The organism is Haloferax mucosum ATCC BAA-1512 (genome assembly GCF_000337815.1).
Lineage (GTDB): Archaea > Halobacteriota > Halobacteria > Halobacteriales > Haloferacaceae > Haloferax > Haloferax mucosum.
Genome location: NZ_AOLN01000006.1, coordinates 252,431 through 272,471 on the forward strand (window position 1 = coordinate 252,431; position 20,041 = coordinate 272,471).

A 20,041-nucleotide genomic window follows, 5' to 3' on the forward strand; every position below is an offset into this window, starting at 1 on the left:
CATCTGCTCATTGACAATAATTGACAGACAAACGGACCGTCGCGTCTGACACGAGATGGTGACTGCGCGTCGCCTCGGAGTCACACGGTCGGCGCGGAACACAAACATTCAACTTTAGTGCAACGAATCGACACTACGATGCTTCCGACCCGTCGGTGGGCCGCACTCGCTGGGACTGCGTGCTTCTTCGCCGTCTTCGCAGTCGTTCTCGGGGAGTCAGCGCCGCTTTTCGCCGCGGGCGGTCTCACCGCGTGGCTCGTCGTCACGCAGTTCGACGCGGTACGGACGATAACGACGGCCGATAGCTCCTTGTCGGCCAGCGTCTCCGTCGATTCTGCGACGGCGTTCGTCGGCGACCGCGCCGCCGTGACGATGACCGCGACGCTCTCGGAACCCCTCGATGCACCACTCGACGTCGAACTCGTCGCGCCGCCGAGCGTTGACGCACCCGACCGGGGTCGGCGAACCGTCACGCTCGAACCCGGTGACACCACCGGTTCGACCACGTGCAGTGTCACGTTTCCCATCGCCGGGCGAATCACGTTCGAGACGGTGCAGGTCCGTATCGAGGACCGAGCGGGCTGTTTCACCGAGACGCTGACGCTCGATGCCGACGCCCGATGTCTCGTCGAGCCGCCGTCTCCCGAGGGCGTTCACGTCGGGCAGGGCGGCGAACTGGTCGGTGCGACGTTCGGCGACCACCCGAGCGACCGAACCGGGCCGGGATTAGTCCCCCACGAGACGCGACAGTACGTTCCGGGCGACACCCTCTCGCAAATCGACTGGCGGACGACCGCCCGGATGAACCAGCCGTACATCCGCGAGTTCGAGACCGAATCCGACTACCTGCTCTCGCTCGTGGTAGACTGCGGCGCGCACATGAACCGCGGCCCGACGGGGCGGACGATGCTCTCGTACGGCCGCGAGGTCGCACTCGGCTGTGTCAACGCGGCCGAATCCCACGGCGACCCGATTTCGGCGCAGATCGTAGACGAGACGGCGACGGTGTGGGAGTTCGGTCCCTCGTCGTCGTCGAACGCCTACCAGACGATTCGACGCGAGCTACTGGCAACCGAACCGAAATCCGGCACCCACAGAGCGGTCGAGTCGTCGCGGCCGGTCGCGCCGACAGACGCCCGCAAACGAAGCCAAGCGCTTGACGGTGATTCGGCGTTTTCGACGACGCTTCGGCCGTTCCTCTTCGACGGGACGAGCTACGTCTCACGGGTCAGCGACCGGCCGCTTTTCGACGCGGTCAAAACGTCGTGTGCCACTGCCGACCGCGAAGACCACCTCGTGGTCGTCACCGACGACTCGGCGAAAGTCGAGACCTACGAGGCGGTCGTCGTTGCGGCCGAGCGAAGCAGTCAGACGACGGTCTTTCTCACGCCGAACGCCTTGTTCGGTGATGCGACGGCACCCGGTGAGAGCGGCGGTTTCGCCGAGTTCGAGGAGTTCCGAAAGCGCCTCGACCGCCTGCCGAACGTCACCGCCTACGAAGTCGCACCGCGGACCGCAATCGAACTGGCGACGGCCGAGACGGCCGCGACGGTGGAGTGATACCCGATGGAGACAACCCAGAACCAGCGCATCCCGACGATTCGAGCCGTGTTGGAGTCGAACGAACTCACCCCCGCGGACGCGGTCGGCGTATTCCTACTCACCGCCGCGTTGACCACGACGAGTGGTCTCTGGGGCGTCGTCGCCGGACTCTCCGTACTCGGCGTCGCGCTCGTTGCGACCGGCCCGGCCACGTTCGTCCTCGCGCAACTCTGGGCCGTCTCGTTGCTGTCGGGAGAGACCGCGTTTCCCGTGGCCGCCGCGCAGGTGGCGACGCTCCCACTTCTCGTGAGCGCGACGTGTTCGTGGCCGCCCGACCGGACGCGCCTCGGGCGGCTGACTGCGGCGTACGTCGTCGCAGGCGGCGGTGTCTGGCTCCTCTGGACGGGACTCAGGTGGCCGTGGCAGTCCGCGTTCGTCTTCGTCACGCTGGCGGCGTTCGTCTCGTACGCGCTCCACCGGTACGAACTCGTCGCGGTCGGTGCCGTCACCCCGGACCCGGAGGCCGACCGATGAGCGCGGGCGAACCCGCCGACCACCAGCTAGCGAACGGGTCGTCCGACGGAGCCGTCTCGGTCTCGGCTCCCGACACCGACGGCGACGAGCGCGCGTCCGAACTCACCGCGCTCCGCCGCGAAAACGCCCGCCTCAGACAGCGATACGACAGCCTTCGACAGGGACAGTACCGACAGACGAGTATCGCACTGGCCGTCCTCGGCGTCCTCGGACTGGTCGGTGGTGCGGCCTTCCCGCCCGTCCGCGACGTGCTCGTCGTTCTCGGCGGTATCGGACTCTTCGCCGCCGCCGTAACGCGGTATCTCAGCCCCGAGCAGTTCATCCCCATCGGCACCGGCTCGTCGGTCTTCCAAGCACACGCGTCGAATCACGGAGCCATCGTCAACGAACTCGGCCTGCAGGAGACGACCGTCTACGTCCCGGACGGGGCGGGAACGGTGCGGCTGTTCGTCCCCGAACACCGGTCGTACACGCTTCCGGAGCCGAGCGCCCTCCGCGACACGTTCGTTGTCACCGACGACGAGTCGAATCGCGGCGTCACGTTCACCCCGAGCGGCACCGGACTGTTCGACGCGTTCGAACGGAACAGCGACGGCCCGCTCGGTGACGACCCGGCGACGCTCGCCCGACAGACCACCGATGCCCTCGTCGAACTGTTCGAACTCGTCGAATCCGCGACGGCGGAGACGGACACCACCGGCCGACTGACCGTCCGCGTCGAAGGCTGTCGGTTCGCGTCCGCCGAGACGTTCGATACGCCCGTCGCGTCGTTCCTCGGCGTCGCTGTGGCTCGCGGTCTCGGTACGCCGGTCGTCACCGAAGTTACACCTGGAGACGATGGGAGCTTCGCCGTCACCTGTCGGTGGGACCCGAACACGGTCAGAGATGGGGTCGGAGACGAAGACGAGAACGAAAACGAGAACGCGACCCGCGTGGCGTCTGAATCGACCGGCGGCGTCAGCGGGGTCGGCGATGTTGGTGACGGCGGAGATGTCGGTGGGGACCGTGGCGTCAACGGAGCCAACGACACCGAAAAGACGAACTGAATAGCCCGGTTCGAGTCCTAAGTTCCGGGGTTCGAGTTTCGGGTTCTACATTCCGGATTCCGGACTCGGACACCGGGTTTCGCGTTCTACGTTCAGTCTCGGCCCTCGGCCCCCGGCCGCGACCGCACAGCCCCCGATTCGCGCCGGCCGAGACAACCCGGGTCGGAGTGGTCTCAGTCGTCGCCTGCGATTGTTTTCGGCTTCGACTCGTCTAGCTCGACTTCCGGTGTCGGAACGTTCTCGACCACTTCGGTTACGATTTCTCGCGGGGTGCGGCCGCTGATGTCGGCTTCGGTACCGAGGACGAGTCGGTGCGAGAGAATGAGCGGAGCGAGCCGTTTCACGTCCTGCGGAATCACGTAGTCGCGGCCGCGAATCGCGGCGGCGGCCTTTCCGGCCCGCAGGAACGCGAGCGACGCGCGTGGAGACGCACCGAAATCGACCGCCGAGTGTGTCCGCGTCGCGGAGACGAGGTCGAGGATGTAGTCGAACACCTTGTCATCGACGTGCACGTCGGTGACGACCTGTCTCGCCGTACCGATGTCGGCGTCGTCGATGACGTTGGAGATGTCGGACGGTTTGAGCGACGGCGACTGGTCGAACCGCTCCAGAATCTGGCGTTCGTCCGCACGCTCGGGCAGGTCAACGACGACCTTGAACTGGAAGCGGTCGCGCTGTGCTTCTGGTAGGTTGAACGTCCCTTCGTACTCGATTGGGTTCTGGGTTGCGACGACCATGAACGGATAGGGGAGTTTGAGCGTCTCGCCTTCGATCGTCACCTGCCCCTCTTCCATCGCTTCGAGGAGCGCCGACTGCGTTTTCGGCGTCGCCCGGTTGATTTCGTCGGCGAGGACGACGTTCGAGAAGACGGGACCGCGCTGGAGGTCGAACTGCCCGAGGTTTTCGCGGTAGATGTGCGTGCCGGTGATGTCCGCCGGGAGCACGTCGGGCGTCATCTGAATCCGCTGATAGTCGAGATTCGCGGCGTGCGCAAAGAGATTCGCAATCGTCGTCTTGGCGACGCCCGGAACCCCTTCGAGGAGCACGTGTCCGTTGGTTAATAACGCGATTGTCAGCGCCTCAATCGCGTCTTCGTTCCCGACGAGGAGTTGTGACGTCTCGTCGAGGATAGCCGAGTATACCTCTTCGGGAGCACTCATACGTACTGCTACTCAGCACGGCGGCCACATATAATTGCGGCTCTCGATGGGACGGCGAGAAACGTCGAACCGGAGTGTGGGAACCGCTATCGAAGACCGGGAGACCCGGAAAAACAACTCGACGAGTCCGAAATCCCGCGACACAGCGAGATGAGGCTGTCAGCTGACAAAACGCGCGTACGACTGCTACAACTCAAACTGGTTGCGCCGTGAGATGACGGCCAGCGCGCCCACGACGACCCCACCGAAGAGCAACTGAAGCGCCGAGGAATCGCGGAGCGCACCGAGTGCGACCTGAAGCGGCGGGCGCTCGGTCGCATGGGAGAAGTCTAGCAGGACCGTCTCGTGGTCCCCGACGAGCGCCTCGACGAAGGCGCGATTGTCCGGGCGGTCGAGCATCGAGTTGATGAACACGCTCGGGTCGCTGACGACGACGACTTCGCCCGCGCCGAGTGACTCGCTCGTCACGACGGGATAGGACCGAAGCGCCTCGGACTCGTCGAGTTCACCGTCGCCGTCGGCGTCGCGGTACGAGAAGTTCGACGAGCGGACGAGTGCGGTGCTTTCGTTCGCGGTCACCGTCGCCGGGTGGTTCAGCGTGAGTTGGCTCACGTTGTTCGTTCGCGGGTCAGAGACCGTCCGCGTCGCCACCGGAAGCGCGCCCGACTTGTACTGGTGGCGGTCGTCCCGAAGCGGCGTCCGATTGATGCGCGCGCTCGCACCGAGTCGTGACAGCAGGTCGTTTCCGTGTGGCCTGAAGTCGTCGGCGACGACGAGGGTACCGCCGTCACGGACGAACGACTCGATTCGGGCCGCCTCGGCGTCTGTGTAGCCGCTCTCGGGCGAAACGACGAATGCGACCGCTCCGCCGGCGGCACCCTCGTCGTACGCTGTGGTGTTGTACGCGAGCGCCGTCTCGGCGGGTGCGTCGGCCGCGACGTCGCGGACGCCAGAGCCGCCATCCCACGCGGAGTTGAACGCGCCGTAGGTGGACGAGGACGTGCTCGCGCCGACGCCGACGCCGACGAGCATCGCCACCAGCAATCCCGCCGCGAGGAGATGCGGATAGCCGACGTCCCGCGAGCCAACGCGCACTCAGACCACCCCCGGCGGGAGGATGTCGAGAATCCGCCGGACGACGATGTACCCGAAGACGACGAGACCGCCGCCGATGAGCCACAAGAGCCGGCGACGCCACGTGGGCGTTACCGCGACGGGAGCGGTGAGTTCGACGATGACGAGAAAGCCGATGAGCGACACGACGAACACGAGTTCGTAAGACAGCGAGTCGAGGAGGACGAGAATCAGTGTCGCTCCGAGCATCCACGCGAGTTGCGCGCGGATGAATCGTTCACGTCGTGCCGTTGCCATATACACTGGTGGTCAGGCCGGGATAACTAAACTATCGCTTGCGGGTGCGAACTCGTGAAAAGCGAGTCGGCGGCGGCGGCGACGACCGCCCGCCGTCAGAGGTGTTCGAGCGGTCGAATCTTCGCAATTCGCCGACTGACGGCGAGCGACGAGAGGAGACTCATCAGGAACGCGATTGCGAACCCGCCAGCGAGCACGGTCTGCGGGAGCACCACGACGTCGCCGAAGCCGACGACGAGTTCGGCCAGTTCGTTCAGTCCGCGCGCGGCCGGGAAACTGAGCGCGACGCCGAGTGCGCCCCCGACCGTACCGAGGACGAGCGCCTGCACGACGAGCGTCAACGAGAGCGTCGATGAGGACGTTCCGAGCGCCTTGAGTGCGGCGAACTCCCGTTGTTGGTGGTAGACGTGCGAAAGCAGGATGTTGACGGTGAGCGCGAGTCCCGCGAGCAACGCGAGGAAGACGAGGCTCCCACCGGCGGCCATGAGGACCGCTTGGTCGCGGAGAATCTCTTTCAGTTGCTCCTCGTTCGTCCGGATGTCGTAGCTCGGATACTCCGATTCGAGGTCCGCCGCGACCGCCTGTGGGTCGGCGTCGTCCGCGACGGTGAGCGTCATGAGCGTCGCCTTGTCGGTGCCGGTCGTCCCCGTCACTTCTTGGAGTTCACTCAGTTGGAGGACGACACTCGGCGACCCGAGGAACCGCGAGAACGTCGGCGAGATGCCGACGACGGTGAACTCGTTTTGCCGGGCGATGCCCGTCGTGCCGCCGATGGAAAGCGAGTCGCCGACGGAGACGTTCATCATGTCGGCCGTCCGCTGGTCGATGACGACCTCGTGGCTCATCGGACCCGAGTAGTTGCCGTTGGCGTAGTGCACGTCGTCGGTGCTGAATCCGGAGCCGTTCGTGATGTGGACCGCGCCGCCGCTCGTGGGCGACCCGACGCCGACGAGCGTCTGATAGTCCGTCTCGTTCGATTTGACGTAGACCGTCTGGAACGCCATCGGCACCGACGCCCGAACGTCCTCGCGGGTCTCCAACTCGGTGTCCAACTCGTGTGCGCCGACGATCGTGTTTTCGAACCCGCCGACGCCGGTTGGCGAGAACCGGACCGGGCCGCCGGTAATCCACACGTCGCGGCCGGCCGCGTCGAACTTCTGTTGGCCCGTCTCGATGACGCCGATACCAGTCCCCGCGAGGAGCGTCGCCGCGAGCACGGCCAGCGTGATGCCGAGGACGGTGAGTACCGTCCGCCCGCGGGCGTGAGAGAGTTGCGAGAGCGCGATGCCGGTGGCGGCGCGAGCGCGGGCGAGACGCGGGAACCGCGCCGGTGTTGGCTCGCCGTCAGTCATGCGACATCGCCTCCAGTGTCGGGGTTCGCCACGTGAGCCACGCAGGATACACGGACGAGACGAGACCGATGGCGGCCGCGACCGCGACGCTGTAGCCGACGAGAATCGGGTCGAACAGCGCGACCTGCACGCCGAGTAGCTCCTGTGTGAGCGCGTTCGTCAGGAAGATGCCGCCGATACCGGTGACGACGCCGACGACCCCGCCGATGGTGGCGACGATGACCGTCTCGGCGACGACGAGGAGGGTCTGCGAGCCGGTTCGATAGCCCATCGCCGAGAGGACGGCGAGGTTGCGGCGGTCGGCGTTGACTTCGAGTCCCATCATGGTTGCGACGAAGAGGACGCCGACGAGGACGGCGACCGTGAGCGAGACGGCGGCCATGGCAAGCGGGAGACTCGACGTGGACGCGCCGCGGACGGCGAGGCCGGTCTGCGTGACGACAGAGGTTCGCGGGTACAGACGCTCGATATCGGATTTCACGCCCGCGGTGTTCGTGCTCACGAGCAGTTGGTCCGCGAGGTCGCCCGAGGTCGACCCGGTCATCGTCTGGAGTTCCGAGAGGTGGACGAGCGCGACCGGAACGGGACCCACCCCGCTCGAAACGTCGCCTTGCCGAACGTCCGCGACCGTGAACGTCGCCCGCGAGTTGCCGACTTCGGCGGTTACCTCGTCGCCGGCGGAGACGCCCAAGAGTTCCGCGCCGGCCTCGTTGAGCACGAGTTCGCCGGTTCGCGGTCCTTCGTAGGTGCCGTTTGCGTAGTGCGGGTCGCCCGGTTCGAGCGCGTCCGTGGGAACACCGACGACGGTCGTCGGCTCTTCCGGCGGGATGATACCCGCGGCGAGGATGAATTCGTCCGTGCTCTCGTTGTCGCCTGGTGCCAGCCTGACGAGTTGCGTCTGGACCGGCGTCGCGTACTCGACTCGCTCGTCTTGGTCGAGTCGCGCGGTAATCTCGTGGGTGTTTCCGAGTTGTGGACTGCCGACAGAGACCGCGACCGACGAGGCGGTGCTCGCCTCGGGGACGACCCAGTAGTCCACGTCTTCGCTTTGAATCGCGTTCTCCGCGCCCATGCCGAGTGCGATGCCGCTGACGGTCGTCATCAGCGTCACCGCGAGCGCGACGCCGACGACGCTCAACAGAACCTGTTTGGACGAGGACGTCCGCAACCGACCGAGGACGCGCCGAACGGCGAGACCGAGGATACCGAGCAGTCGGTGTCGCCTAGGCATCGCTCACCACGATACCGTCGCGGAGTCGGATAACGCGGTCGGCGCGGTCGATGACGTGGTCGTCGTGGGTTGCGACGACGACCGCGCGCTCTGAGGCAGTCTGCTCGATGTAGTCGAGGACGCGCTGGCCCGTCTCCGTGTCGAGTTCGCCGGTCGGTTCGTCCGCGATGAGGACCGCCGGGTCGGACACGAGCGCCCGCGCAATCGCCACGCGCTGTTGTTCGCCGCCGGAGAGTTCGCCCGGTTTGTGCCCGGCGCGGTCGCCGAGACCGACCTGTTCGAGCAGTTCGTCGGCGCGCGCCCGCCGGTCTCGTTTGGAGACGCCGCGTTCGATAAGCGGAAGCGCGACGTTGCCGCGGGCCGAGAGCGCGGGCAACAGGTGGAAATGTTGGAAGACGATACCAATCGTGTCGCGTCTGAGTGTCGTCCGCTGACGAGAGGACAGCGAACGCACGTCGGTTCCCGCGACGGTCACGTCGCCGGTCGTCGGGGTGTCGAGCGCGGCGAGGAGGTGCAACAGCGTCGATTTGCCGCTCCCGCTCGGGCCGGCGATGGCGACGAACTCGCCGGTCGCAATCGACAGCGAGACGCCGTCGAGAGCGCGAACCGTCGGCGCGTCACCCCCGCGGGAGAAAAGCGAGTCGCGTCCGCGCGAGTACTCCCGGGCGACGCGCTCACAGCGGAGGGCGGTCGCCGGGTCGGCCGCGTCGGCGGCGGGACGAGAACGTTGTTCGGAGACCGAATCAGCCATGCTCCCACGTGATGCGCGACGTGGCATATAGTTGGTGTGTCACACCGCGAGCGTCGCAGTGGTCGGGCGGTAGACGTCGGAAAAAGTGACCGAGAAGCAGTCGTCAGCGACGAACGAGTCGGCGACCGACCGCGAACACCACGAGGATGCCGAAAAGCGCCTGCAACGCCGTGTTCGGAACGTCCGACGAGGTGGTCGATGGCTCGGTCGTCGTCGGTTCGTTGGGCGTCACGACGTTGTCGGTCGTGGTCGGTGGCGCAGTCGTCGGACTCGACTGGGTCGTCTCCGTCGTGTCGGTCGGCGGCGGCGAGTCGGTCGTTGTCGTCGAGTTTGGCGTCGGGGTCGGCGTGTCCGTCGTGTTGTTCGACGTGGGCGTCGCGGTCTCGTTGCCCGAATCGGACGAATCGCCGTCCGGCGAATCGCCGTCCGAGGTGTCGCCACCGTCGCCGCCACTACCGCCGCCACCGCCGGGCGTCGGGGTCTCGGGCGTTTCGTCGGTCTGCTCGACGATTTCGACCGTCGAAGCGTCGCTCACGCCGACGAGTTCGTCCTCGCCGAGCGCTCTGTCGTCGGAGCGGACGACCGCGTACAGCGAGTAGTCGCCGGTGTCGAAGTCGTCGGTCGGGACCGTCGCCGAGTAGTGCGAGTCGTTTATTTTCGAGGCGTCGCTTCGGACGTGTTTGTCGCCATTCGAGAGGACGACTTGCACGGCTTCGACCGGTTCGCCCGATTCGACCTGTTCGAGTTCGGTCGTCACGTCGAGACCGTCGCCGTTCTCGACGGTGTCGTTGGCGGTGACAGAGAGACTGTAGGCGCGAATCACGAGGGGTTCGACTGCGTGCACCTCTTCGGACGATTGCTCGCCAACCGTGACGGCGTACGTCCCGGGTTCAAGCCCGTCGGTGTCGAAGGTCGCAGTCGTGTCGCCGGTCCGGGTCCGCACCCGTCGGATGTTCTGTTCGGTGTCGTAAATGGCGACTGAGTACTGCGCGGCGCTCGGCGCGTCAACTGAGATACTGACGCTACTGTCGGTGTCGGCGCGGCCGACTTGGGTGACGGTGAAGTCACCCCACTGTGTCGAGACGGTTCTGTCGGCGGTGTCGATGGAGCCGCCGATGTCGATATCGTAGTCGCCGCTCGCCCCGAGAGACGGGGGCGCGACCGCGGCAAGGAGCACCGCGGCGACCACGAAGGCAAAAATCGAGAAACGGGGTCGAGACATCGTTGTCCGATTTGGCTACCGGTGGTAAAAATCTGTAGGCAGTCGGTCGCGCCGCTCGCGGGCTGAAAAAATGAGAAGTGAAACGAACCGCGTGAGCGGTCGTTAGTCTCGGCGGACCGCGACGAGTGCGATTGCGAGGAGCGCAATCACGGCGAGGACGGCTCCGAAACCGGGGACACCGGTCCCCGTCGTGGTTGGTCCGTCAGTCGGCGGTTCGGTCGTCGTAGTCGGTCCGTCGGTCGGCGGTTCAGTTGTCGTGGTCGGTCCGTCAGTCGGCGGTTCGGTCGTCGTGGTCGGCTCTTCGTCCGCCGTGATGGCGAAGTAAGAAAAGCCGGGCGTGTCGGCTTCGAGGACGACCGTGTCGTCGCCGTCGTTGACCACGCGGGTATCGATCGACTCCCAATCACCGGTGTCGTCGTTGAACCGCTGGACTTCGAGGTCGGACGCGCTCAAGTCGAGTTCGTCGAGTTTGCTCTGTCGGACCGAGAACTTGAGCGTGGACGGGTCGTCACGGGCCGACTTCGGCACCGTGATTTTGACGTAGCCGACCGCGACACCATCGGGTTCGCCGACGGTACCGGGGACGTTCGTGCGTTCCTGCACGATGACTTCGCCCGTCGTCTTGTTGCTGAAGGTGATGTTGACGGCCGAGACCGACTCGCCACCTTTCAGCGGTGCGTCGAACTTGTCCTCGTAGAAGAGGCGGTCCCGCTCGTAGGCGTCGTTCGGTGTGTCGTCGTCGCCGCCGCCACCTCCGCCGCCCGTGGTGGGCGTCTTGACGGTGATGGTTCCGAGCGTGACGCCATCGACCGTCAGGGTGTAGTTCCCGTCAGTGTCGATGGACGTAGAGTACGTTAGCGTGTCCGACTCACCGGCGTCGAGGGTGACTCTATCGGTTGCGATTGCGGTCCCGTTCGCCTTCAGCGGCTTGGCGAAGGTGCCGGTAGCGGTACCGGTGTTTTCGACATCGACAGAGACGTTGAACGTCTCGTCGGGCTTGACCCGAGTCGGCGAGATGGAACTCGAACCGGCGTCGATGGTGAAGGATGGTGCGTCCTGAGTGACCGAGAGTTCCTTGCGGTTCGAGACGGTCTCGGTACTCCCCTCTTTGGTTGCGACGTGCATGACGACGTATTTGTCGTTGGGTGCGCCATCGGGAATCGGCACGTCGATAGACGTCTTGCTATCCGTGACTCTCGCTACAGTCGATGCGTAAATGGTCTTGTCACCCGTACGGATAGAGACATTGTCAGATGCTGACGTAGAGTTGTTGAGACGAGCGAAAAGAGAGAGAACGGTCTTTGTTCCGGTGAACGACCGCTTTTGTGGCTTGACACCCATGATGTTCGCGTTCGCGGGTGTACTAGCAGTTCCCGTTACCTGCTCGATTGGTGTCTTAATCGTAATGTTCGACCGATTGGTCGCGTTTACTGTATAATCGAAGTTACTGAGCCGGTCCTCGTTGAACACAGCGACGGCGTGGCTAACGTTCTTGTTACCCGCACTGAGTGCACTGGCATCTACCTCAATTGTTGCATTCTTACCGGGGTGGGCGACTGCTGGCGTTGTGATGTGCGACTTCTGTTCGTGCACCGAAAACGCATCTATGCCAACAAAAGTGACGTTACCGTCGATAGAGAGATTTCCATTATTACTACCGGAGAACCCGTTCCCGTCGTCAACAGTGACGACACCAACCATCCAGAGACCGGACTCGTTGGGTGTGAAGTTGAAGTCGGTCGTTCCTCGGTTACCCGTCGTTTCGTGTTCGACGAAGGCGGAGACGTTGTCGCTCTCGGTGAAGCGCTTCACTGCGTCTTCCTTGGTGTCTGGGAGTGAGCTCCCATCTTCGAGTTTTGCCGTGACGAACTGAATGCTTTCCCCTTCAAAGAGCGCGGCATCGCCGCCGTACTCGAAGTCGTATGGGATCGTTTTTTCGGACGAATAGACGTACATCTTGCTCTTTTGGAGGTCCACCGTTATCGGGTCCTCCCCCGGTGACGGTGGTGCTGTGATGAACGTATCCCCAGTTTCGACTTCATAAGACATGGCGTTATCGAACTTCGAGGAATCAGTGTCCGGACGGAGCGTGAATATCGAGCGCTCCCAAATGCTTATATTGTCTGTGGCATTCACCAGTTGGTCTGAGTTGACGCCGTCGAATTGATTCACGACTGGCCCCTCCTGTACACCTGACTCATCCGTGGTGACCCCAAGACCCGCAGTGGCCGGTCCTGCGAAGACTGAAGACACCATAATAAGTGTGAATGCGAGACTCAACCCTTGTTGGGAGAGCCTGCGGTAGCGACTCATATATTGCTCAACTAATAGAATCGTCATAATACTTTTGAATATCAAGATGGTTGACTTACCTTCGGGGCGTGGCGTACCGACAAATGTGGTCCCAAGTTCCGTCACGGCGATAAGATCCGGATGTGATGTCGGATTCGCGTTAAAAGTTGTTTTGATTACAATTCTGCGGCAACTGTTATACCGACGAGGGTCTGCCTCACTGCACCGAAATACTGTACTGACTCGTTCTTGTCACTGCAATTACCAATAATGTCCCACACGAGTATAACAGCCATAGTACCGTTATTATAGGCAGAGTCCACAACGGCACCCGCAGTGTCGGACGCCGGTTCCGAACCACTCGGAGTTCAGTTCCAACACCAACACCGAACGAAACCGCGGATTCAGCGCCACCTCCGATTCGATACACTGTCTCAACACCGACGTAACTACGACACGACGGAGCATACATACAATCCGTCGGATTCACCCGACGTATGTCAGTCCATCACGTGTTTGAGAAATAATTATGTCAGTGGTCGTTAAAGTATCAGCCGAGTCGCTCGCGCGGTACCTTGGATAGAGGGTGGGTTGCTAGCGCGAGTCGTCTACACAGGTGTGGGTTGTCAACGCATGGCTAACAAAACGTACGATACAGGGGACGTTGTACCGGTGGAAATTTGCTCGACTCCCGACGAGTCGAACATCGAGTTCGCGGTTCCCGTCGAAGTATACGACGGGTACGGGAGTGCGAAACACGTCTATCCGACAGAACAGATTGAACGCGTCGCCGACTTGTTCGTCGCCGACGGCGGGTCCGACGAGGTCGCGGTCGCGGACGAAGTGAGACTGTATACGATTCCGCACGACGCGCTCCGGTAAGCGCGCGACGACGTCCGTAGTCGTTTCCGGGCCGTTACGCGTTCCGGACGTTACACTCGCTAATTGCGGCGGCTATATTACACTCGTCGCAAAATTGAGTCCCGAGCTACTGCTTTATTCGGCTAGACGATTCGTCGCAATGGAGAGCGAAGAGGCTACGTTTCTCAACGACAGCATCACGATTAATGACACTCGAAGACGACGCCCGGGACTACCACCGCGAGCCGCCGTCGGGCAAAATCGAGATAGCGACGACGAAGCCGACGAACACACAACGCGACCTGAGTCTCGCATACTCGCCCGGCGTGGCGGCACCGTGTCTCGACATCGACGAAGACGACGACGCGGCGTACGACTACACGGCAAAGGGCAACCTCGTGGGCGTCGTCTCCAACGGGTCGGCTGTGCTCGGTCTCGGTGACATCGGGGCGCAGGCGTCGAAACCGGTCATGGAGGGTAAGGGCGTACTGTTCAAACGCTTCGCCGATATCGACGTGTTCGACGTCGAACTCGACATCGCCGACGTAGACGAGTTCGTCGCCGCGACGAAGGCGATGGAGCCGACGTTCGGCGGTATCAACCTCGAAGATATCAAAGCTCCCGAGTGCTTCGAAATCGAGCACCAACTCCGCGAGCAGATGGATATCCCCGTGTTCCACGACGACCAACACGGGACCGCGATTATCTCCGGTGCGGCGCTTCTCAACGCCGCCGATATCGCCGACAAGGAACTCTCGTCGCTGAACGTCGTCTTCGCTGGTGCCGGTGCCGCCGCGACCGCGACCGCTCGTTTCTACGTCTCGCTCGGCATCCCCCGCGAAAACATCACGATGTGCGACATCGACGGCGTGCTCTCGGAACATCGCGCCGACACCGGCGACCTCAACGAGTACACTGAACCCTTCGCACAGGGTGTCGATGACGGGTCGCTCGAAGACGCGATGGTGGGGGCGGACGTGTTCGTCGGGCTGTCTGTCGGCGGTATCGTGAGTCAGGAGATGGTTCGGTCGATGGCTGACAATCCCATCATCTTTGCGATGGCCAACCCGGACCCCGAAATCACCTACGAGGACGCCAAAGACGCCCGCGACGACACCGTTATCATGGCGACCGGGCGCTCCGACTATCCGAATCAGGTGAACAACGTGCTCGGCTTCCCGTTTATCTTCCGCGGCGCGCTCGACGTGCGCGCGACCGAAATCAACGAGGCGATGAAACGTGCCGCCGCCGAAGCCCTCGCGGAACTCGCCCGGCAGGACGTGCCCGACGCAGTCGTCAAAGCCTACGGCGACCACCCGCTCCAGTTCGGTCCCGACTACCTCATCCCCAAACCTCTCGACCAGCGCGTCCTCTACGAGGTGACGCCCGCCGTCGCCGAGGCCGCGATGGAAAGCGGCGCGGCACGCCGCGAGCGCGACCTCGACACGTACCGCGAGGAACTCGAAGCGCGCCTCGGTAAATCGCGCGAGATGATGCGCGTCGTCCTCAACAAGGCGAAATCCGACCCCAAGCGCGTCGTCCTCGCAGAGGGCGAAGACGAGAAGATGATTCGTGCGGCGAGTCAACTGGTCGAAGACGGCATCGCCGAACCAATTCTCGTCGGTCGGACGAAAGAGATTCTCCGGACGGCCGAAGAACTCGGTCTCGATTTCGACCCGACCATCGCCAACCCCCACGAAGGCGAGTGGAACCACTACGTCGAATACCTCTACGAGCAACGCCGAAGGAAGGGGCTGACCCGTTCCGAGGCGGCCGAACTCGTCACGCAGGACTCCAACTATTTCGCCAGCGTGATGGTCGCCATGGACGACGCCGACGCGATGCTCACGGGGCTGACCCACCACTATCCCTCCGCGCTTCGGCCGCCGTTACAGCTAATCGGAACCGCCGACGACGCCGACTACGCGGCCGGTGTCTACATGCTGACGTTCAGAAACCGCGTGATTTTCTGCGCTGACGCGACCGTCAATCTCGACCCCGACGAGAACGTGCTCGCCGAGGTGACAAAGCACACGGCCGAATTGGCTCGGCGGTTCAACGTCGAACCCCGCGCCGCGCTCCTCTCGTACTCCGATTTCGGCAGTGTCTCGAACGAGGGGGCCGCGAAACCGCAGAACGCGGTGGCACGCCTGCACGACGACCCAGACGTGGACTTCCCCGTTGACGGTGAGATGCAGTCCGACACCGCCCTCGTCGAGGAGATGCTCACCGACACGTACGATTTCACGGAACTCGACGGTCCCGCAAACGTCCTCGTCTTTCCGAACCTCGAAGCGGGGAACATCGGCTACAAACTGCTCCAGCGCCTCGGCGGTGCGGAGGCCATCGGCCCGATGCTCGTCGGCATGGACAAACCCGTTCACGTCCTCCAGCGCGGCGACGAGGTAAAAGACATCGTCAACCTCGCCGGGATTGCGGTGGTCGATGCGCAGTAGGGAGGTGCTGGTAGGAGTACCGCAATAGAATAGACCAATAAACACACAATTCTATAAGCGTAGATGAGGGGAGTCGGTAACGGACAGCCACGATTTGATAAGTAAAACGTCACAGTTTCTGATTGGTCGTAGACGCGAGTACGCGCCAAATCGCGGTTCTTGGCTATTATAAACCTCTGCGATGATTGTGTGCTGGTGAACTATCCGTTCAAGTACCGGTATCTGTGTGTGCTACAATTGTTAGTAAATTCAAAAACCGACACTACAAATTGTGTTTTTATGGCAATATTATTGTCTTTCAGAGGCCAGTAACGTGACCGGCTGTCGAGCGTTAGCTTCGTGAAACTCTCGACGCAGTTATCGAGGAGACAATCATTTCAGACCGACACAGCTCCGAGATAGATAATCCCGAACAGCGTCGCGTTGTACAGCCCGTGAACCAACGACGGAACGAGGATGTTGTCGGTGTATTCGTACACGGTACCGAACGCGAGCGCCGGAACGAGTAACAATCCGATTGTCACCAGTCGGGCGCTGGCGGCCCCCGTCAGTGCGACGTAGTGAACCGATGCGAAAAGCAGGCTCGTAAACCCGATTGCGATTACGGGACTGAACCGTTCACGAAGTCGCCCCTGAACGACGCCTCGGAAGAGGAGTTCTTCACCGGGACCGATGAGCAAAATCGAGGCGGGAATCAGCAACAGCAGAATGTGAGGGTGTTCCATGCCAGTCGTAGCGGCGCTGTTCGACGCACCTTCGAGCCCGAGTTGGGAGGTGGCGATGACCGCGACCGCAAGTCCGACGAACGTGAGCACGTACGTTCCGACGACCGCGAGAGTGTCACGGAATGACGGAATTCGAGCCGGAATCCGGAATTTCGACCGCATAATCCACGTCCGGTCGCCGACGAGCGATGCGAGACCGCTGGCGACGTGGTGGCGAGACATCACGTACGTCAGCGCGGTGGCGAAACAGCCGACTCCTTGGGTCGTGACGAGTCCGATGACGATGAACATCGTGGGCGAGGGTTCGTATCCCGCCAGCGCGAGGGGAACAATCACAATCACCGACAGAACCGCACCGAGAGACAACCCACCGACACCGAGAACCGTCCCGGTGAGTACGGGCAGTAGAACGCCGAGAATGCGGTCCAAGAGTCCGGGGCCGGACGCCGAGTCGCCCGGTTCTTGATAGGAGGACATGGTACATAGCATACATTCACCCGTCAAATAAGCGGCTTCCGTTTTTCCGGGTCAGAAAACCACATCGAGGGTTCATGTGGGTTAGTTGTCTCTGTATGGGTGCCGGGTACGCGTCCCCCGCTGACCCGACCCTCCGTACGTTCTCGGATACCTCCCCCTCGGTATCCAACCCGTTTCAGGCGCAGAATGAGACGTGCCGCTCACCAGTCGCTCTCGTCGAGAGAGGCCTCGATGTGCGAACAACCAGAGAGAAAAATCCGAGGACTGGGCGGCGTTAAATCGCTTCCGAGGACGCCACAGGCGAGTCTTCGTTTCGGAGTTGGATGAACGCCTCTGCGAGCACGCCGAGCGAGAGCACCGAGAGAGGGATGAATACGAGCGCCGAGAAGAGCGCTGAAGCCATTTGCGAGAGGAAAGACAGGGCAAAGGACATGATTACCAACACGATACCCAGCGCGAAGGCGATAACGAAGAGAATGACGAACAACAGGAGCAACCGAATCCAGTTACCGCGGGTCAGCGACCAACTGTCACTGAGCGCCGCGATGAAGTTCTCGTCTTCCACTGCGATGTAGAACGTCATGAAGACGAACGCGAGGTACGCGATGACGCCGGGGATGAGGAACACGAAGCTCCCGATAACGAAGAGAGCCGTGTAGACGATACCGCCAACGAACAGGTTGACGATTGCCAACGGGATGTTTCGCGTCAACACGTCGTTCGGAATCGAGCGTTCGTACCCGCCGACGAAGACCCGCGTTGCGACCAACGCGAGATACTGGAGCAAAATGAGGAACACGAACGCCAACACGGCGAGAACCGACATGGGGAGGTCTACCGATAATATCGTGGTAGAAGAACTCACAGCCGCCCCGGACGTATTCAACCCGGAGACCAACTGATTCAAGAGGCTATTGAACGCGACTTGCCAACCGAGACCGACGATGGCGTACGCCGCAATCAGTATCGCGCCGTTTCGAGTCGCCGCGCGACTGATACCGCCCGTGATAGATTTCGAAATGTCGAGTGACACATGAAGAGCAAACAGCGTATAATACATAAGCCATCGTGGTGTTTTCTGGGTCAGAAAACGGCCTTGGGTATTGATATCCGTGTCCCACCTCGACTAATTTGCTGGTCGTTTTGTGCCTCTTGGCCAGCGTCCCCCTGCCCGAAACGTCCTCTCTTCGAAATTTCTCTTTCACCGACTCGATATTCGCCAGCGCTGTCGCGGCCCACCAACTTCGACTCACCTGATGGACAGCGAGTACAAGATGACCCCGAGTCCGCACACCTCGACAATCCGCCCCACGATTGGGAGGTAGTACGTATAGACGATTGGTTGCGCGCCGAGCAGTTGTCCGACCGACGCGCCAGCGAGCGAGATACCGAACGGGATGACGGTCAGCAGTGCGAACCCGATTGCGAGATAGAGCATCGGCTGGCTCTGGTTTCGGCGGTAGCCGCGGTACGCCTGAAACACGATGAAAAGCCCCATGGCGATGGCGACGAGCGTGACCCCGAGAAGGACGAGGTAGGCGGTGTACACCGATGCGGCGTCAGTGGAGAGCGGCGACATCAGAGACCCTCCCACATGTCGGTAAAGCGGTCGGCGACGTCGGGCGCGGGCTTGGTTTCGATAGAGAGTTTGAGTTCATCGGCTTCGAGTTCGATGGTGAGCCGTTCGAGGCGGGCCTCGTAGACGCTGTAGTGGTGGCCGTCTTTGACGACCTCCGTTTGCTCTTCGAGGAGACCACACTCGACGAGGCGGTCGGCACGTCGATAAATCGTCGGCAAGGACGCATCGCATGCGTCACTCAGGGCTTTCGCTGACATCGGTTCGGCGTTGGTGGCGGTGAGAATCGCGCGTGCGTACTCGTCGTCAAGGAGTGCGTACACCTCCGTCGCGCGAATATCCTCACTCACAGGAACGAGTCTACCGGATTCGAGTTGAAATAGGTGGTTGGTTCTCTCGCCCGGAAAACCGACCCTCGGGAGCGTGCGGACCAGACAGCCACCGTGAGTCTGGTATTACGTATCTCGACACGGTTAACACGGGGACCTGTGTGGCTTCGCAGTATGGGCCTGCACGTCCGCCACGTAATCCGCGAGGGTCTTAGCCGCGGAACCGCGCGGAGCGGTATCATTCTCATGATACTGTTTTTCCTCACGACGGCGGTCCAGACGACGTTCGTCTGGCTCGCCACCTCGACGTACCTTCCGCTCGGAACGGTTGCGACGCCCCCTGCGGCGGCCGGTGCTGACTTACCGCTCGCCGGGACGGAACTGCCGAACGCGCTCGCGTTTCAAGCGTCCGTCGTTGCGAGTTTCGCCGGCGGTCTCGTGACGATCCCCGTGCAAGTCGTCGCCCATCGAACCCTCGTGAGCGACTGGCGAACGAAGATTCCAGAGGAGTACGTACTGTATCGCCTCGGCCGGGCGACGCTACACTTACTCGTTGGGTCGTGGGTCGTGTTCGTTCTCGGCGCGCTCATCTTCCTCCTGTCGGCCGGTATCGGTATCGCCGGCGCGGTGACCGTCATGACCGTCATGGCGTCAGATTGGTTGGTAGCGTCGTGGCCCGGTCGCGCCTTGGTAGTCGTCAGTTCGCTCGTACTTCTCTTGCCGACGGTATTGTTCGGCATCGGCATCGTCTTCTTTAGCCAAGAGATTGCGGTCCGAGACAAAGGCGTCCGCGACGCGCTCGTCGAGAGTTGGCGACTGACCCGCGGCCACCGGCTTCGGCTGGGCGTGCTCATCGTCGGTCCACTCCTGTTACACGGCCTTCTCGGGACGGTGCTGTCGCTGTTGCTGACGGACGCGCTCTCGCAGATCGTCGTCGTCGCTGAGACCGCAGTCGGGACCGTGCTCATACAGGGGATTATGGCGGTTGCGTACCTCGAAGTGAGCGGCATCGACCCGGCATCCGAACTCACGACCCGACGAACCGACGCCGGCTGACTAATTGACCGGGTGACTGTTGGCTGGCCGACTGACAAACTGGATAATTGGCTGGATGGT

Annotated in this window: 18 protein-coding genes; 6 read left to right on the forward strand and 12 right to left on the reverse strand. The window is 62.5% G+C overall.

The window, feature by feature from the left end; genetic code table 11:
* Positions 1-138 precede the first annotated feature (138 nt).
* Genes C440_RS04270 through C440_RS04280 form a run of 3 tightly spaced genes read left to right on the forward strand, consistent with a single transcriptional unit; the run spans position 139 to position 3,122 of the window.
* A complete protein-coding gene (locus C440_RS04270; protein ID WP_008318586.1) occupies positions 139-1,560 on the forward strand; it encodes a DUF58 domain-containing protein in 1,422 nt (473 codons plus the stop codon).
* A gap of 6 nt (positions 1,561-1,566) precedes the next feature.
* Positions 1,567-2,076: a hypothetical protein gene (locus C440_RS04275; protein ID WP_008318588.1), complete on the forward strand. Its 510-nt coding sequence runs from the start codon at positions 1,567-1,569 to the stop codon at positions 2,074-2,076.
* Positions 2,073-3,122, forward strand: a complete 1,050-nt coding sequence (locus C440_RS04280) for a hypothetical protein (protein WP_008318590.1) — start codon at positions 2,073-2,075, stop codon at positions 3,120-3,122. Before C440_RS04275 ends, C440_RS04280 begins: the two co-directional genes overlap by 4 nt.
* A 173-nt stretch (positions 3,123-3,295) precedes the next feature.
* Here C440_RS04280 and C440_RS04285 read toward each other — a convergent pair whose 3' ends face one another.
* From C440_RS04285 to C440_RS04320, 8 genes are all read right to left on the reverse strand, one after another.
* Positions 3,296-4,282, reverse strand: a complete 987-nt coding sequence (locus tag C440_RS04285) for an AAA family ATPase (protein WP_008318592.1) — start codon at positions 4,280-4,282, stop codon at positions 3,296-3,298.
* 186 nt (positions 4,283-4,468) lie between these two features.
* A complete protein-coding gene (locus C440_RS04290; protein WP_008318595.1) occupies positions 4,469-5,377 on the reverse strand; it encodes a DUF4350 domain-containing protein in 909 nt (302 codons plus the stop codon).
* Complete coding sequence (locus tag C440_RS04295; RefSeq protein WP_008318597.1) at positions 5,378-5,653, reverse strand: hypothetical protein; 276 nt, start codon at positions 5,651-5,653, stop codon at positions 5,378-5,380.
* Between the two features lie 95 nt (positions 5,654-5,748).
* A complete protein-coding gene (locus C440_RS04300; protein ID WP_008318598.1) occupies positions 5,749-7,005 on the reverse strand; it encodes an ABC transporter permease in 1,257 nt (418 codons plus the stop codon).
* On the reverse strand, positions 6,998-8,236 hold the full coding sequence (locus C440_RS04305; RefSeq protein ID WP_008318600.1) for an ABC transporter permease: 1,239 nt from the start codon (positions 8,234-8,236) through the stop codon (positions 6,998-7,000). Before C440_RS04305 ends, C440_RS04300 begins: the two co-directional genes overlap by 8 nt.
* On the reverse strand, positions 8,229-8,987 hold the full coding sequence (locus tag C440_RS04310; protein WP_008318601.1) for an ABC transporter ATP-binding protein: 759 nt from the start codon (positions 8,985-8,987) through the stop codon (positions 8,229-8,231). Before C440_RS04310 ends, C440_RS04305 begins: the two co-directional genes overlap by 8 nt.
* A 103-nt stretch (positions 8,988-9,090) precedes the next feature.
* Positions 9,091-10,209 carry a cell surface protein gene (locus C440_RS04315; RefSeq protein WP_193788387.1) on the reverse strand — a complete coding sequence of 373 codons (1,119 nt, stop codon included), beginning with the start codon at positions 10,207-10,209 and terminating at the stop codon, positions 9,091-9,093.
* Positions 10,210-10,311: 102 nt separating this feature from the next.
* Complete coding sequence (locus C440_RS04320; RefSeq protein WP_241431987.1) at positions 10,312-12,186, reverse strand: PGF-pre-PGF domain-containing protein; 1,875 nt, start codon at positions 12,184-12,186, stop codon at positions 10,312-10,314.
* 948 nt (positions 12,187-13,134) lie between these two features.
* Between C440_RS04320 and C440_RS17655 the strand changes: the two genes are divergently transcribed.
* The gene (locus C440_RS17655; RefSeq protein ID WP_049915291.1) at positions 13,135-13,383 is read left to right on the forward strand and encodes a hypothetical protein; all 249 of its coding nucleotides are present in this window, start codon (positions 13,135-13,137) and stop codon (positions 13,381-13,383) included.
* A gap of 185 nt (positions 13,384-13,568) precedes the next feature.
* Positions 13,569-15,818, forward strand: coding sequence for an NADP-dependent malic enzyme (locus tag C440_RS04330; protein WP_008318608.1), 2,250 nt, complete (start codon positions 13,569-13,571; stop codon positions 15,816-15,818).
* A 377-nt stretch (positions 15,819-16,195) separates the two neighbouring features.
* Here the strand turns inward: C440_RS04330 and C440_RS04335 are convergent, their stop codons facing one another.
* The 4 genes from C440_RS04335 to C440_RS04350 all read right to left on the reverse strand — a co-directional run bounded on the left by C440_RS04335 (position 16,196) and on the right by C440_RS04350 (position 18,946).
* On the reverse strand, positions 16,196-17,020 hold the full coding sequence (locus tag C440_RS04335; protein ID WP_008318610.1) for a CPBP family intramembrane glutamic endopeptidase: 825 nt from the start codon (positions 17,018-17,020) through the stop codon (positions 16,196-16,198).
* Between the two features lie 274 nt (positions 17,021-17,294).
* On the reverse strand, positions 17,295-18,053 hold the full coding sequence (locus C440_RS04340) for a hypothetical protein (protein ID WP_049915294.1): 759 nt from the start codon (positions 18,051-18,053) through the stop codon (positions 17,295-17,297).
* 216 nt (positions 18,054-18,269) lie between these two features.
* Positions 18,270-18,599: a DUF7521 family protein gene (locus C440_RS04345; RefSeq protein WP_008318615.1), complete on the reverse strand. Its 330-nt coding sequence runs from the start codon at positions 18,597-18,599 to the stop codon at positions 18,270-18,272.
* The gene (locus tag C440_RS04350) at positions 18,599-18,946 is read right to left on the reverse strand and encodes a winged helix-turn-helix domain-containing protein (protein ID WP_008318616.1); all 348 of its coding nucleotides are present in this window, start codon (positions 18,944-18,946) and stop codon (positions 18,599-18,601) included. Before C440_RS04350 ends, C440_RS04345 begins: the two co-directional genes overlap by 1 nt.
* 153 nt (positions 18,947-19,099) lie before the next feature.
* Here C440_RS04350 and C440_RS04355 point away from each other — a divergent pair, with 153 nt between their 5' ends.
* Positions 19,100-19,981, forward strand: a complete 882-nt coding sequence (locus tag C440_RS04355) for a hypothetical protein (protein WP_008318618.1) — start codon at positions 19,100-19,102, stop codon at positions 19,979-19,981.
* The last annotated feature ends 60 nt before the right edge of the window (positions 19,982-20,041 follow it).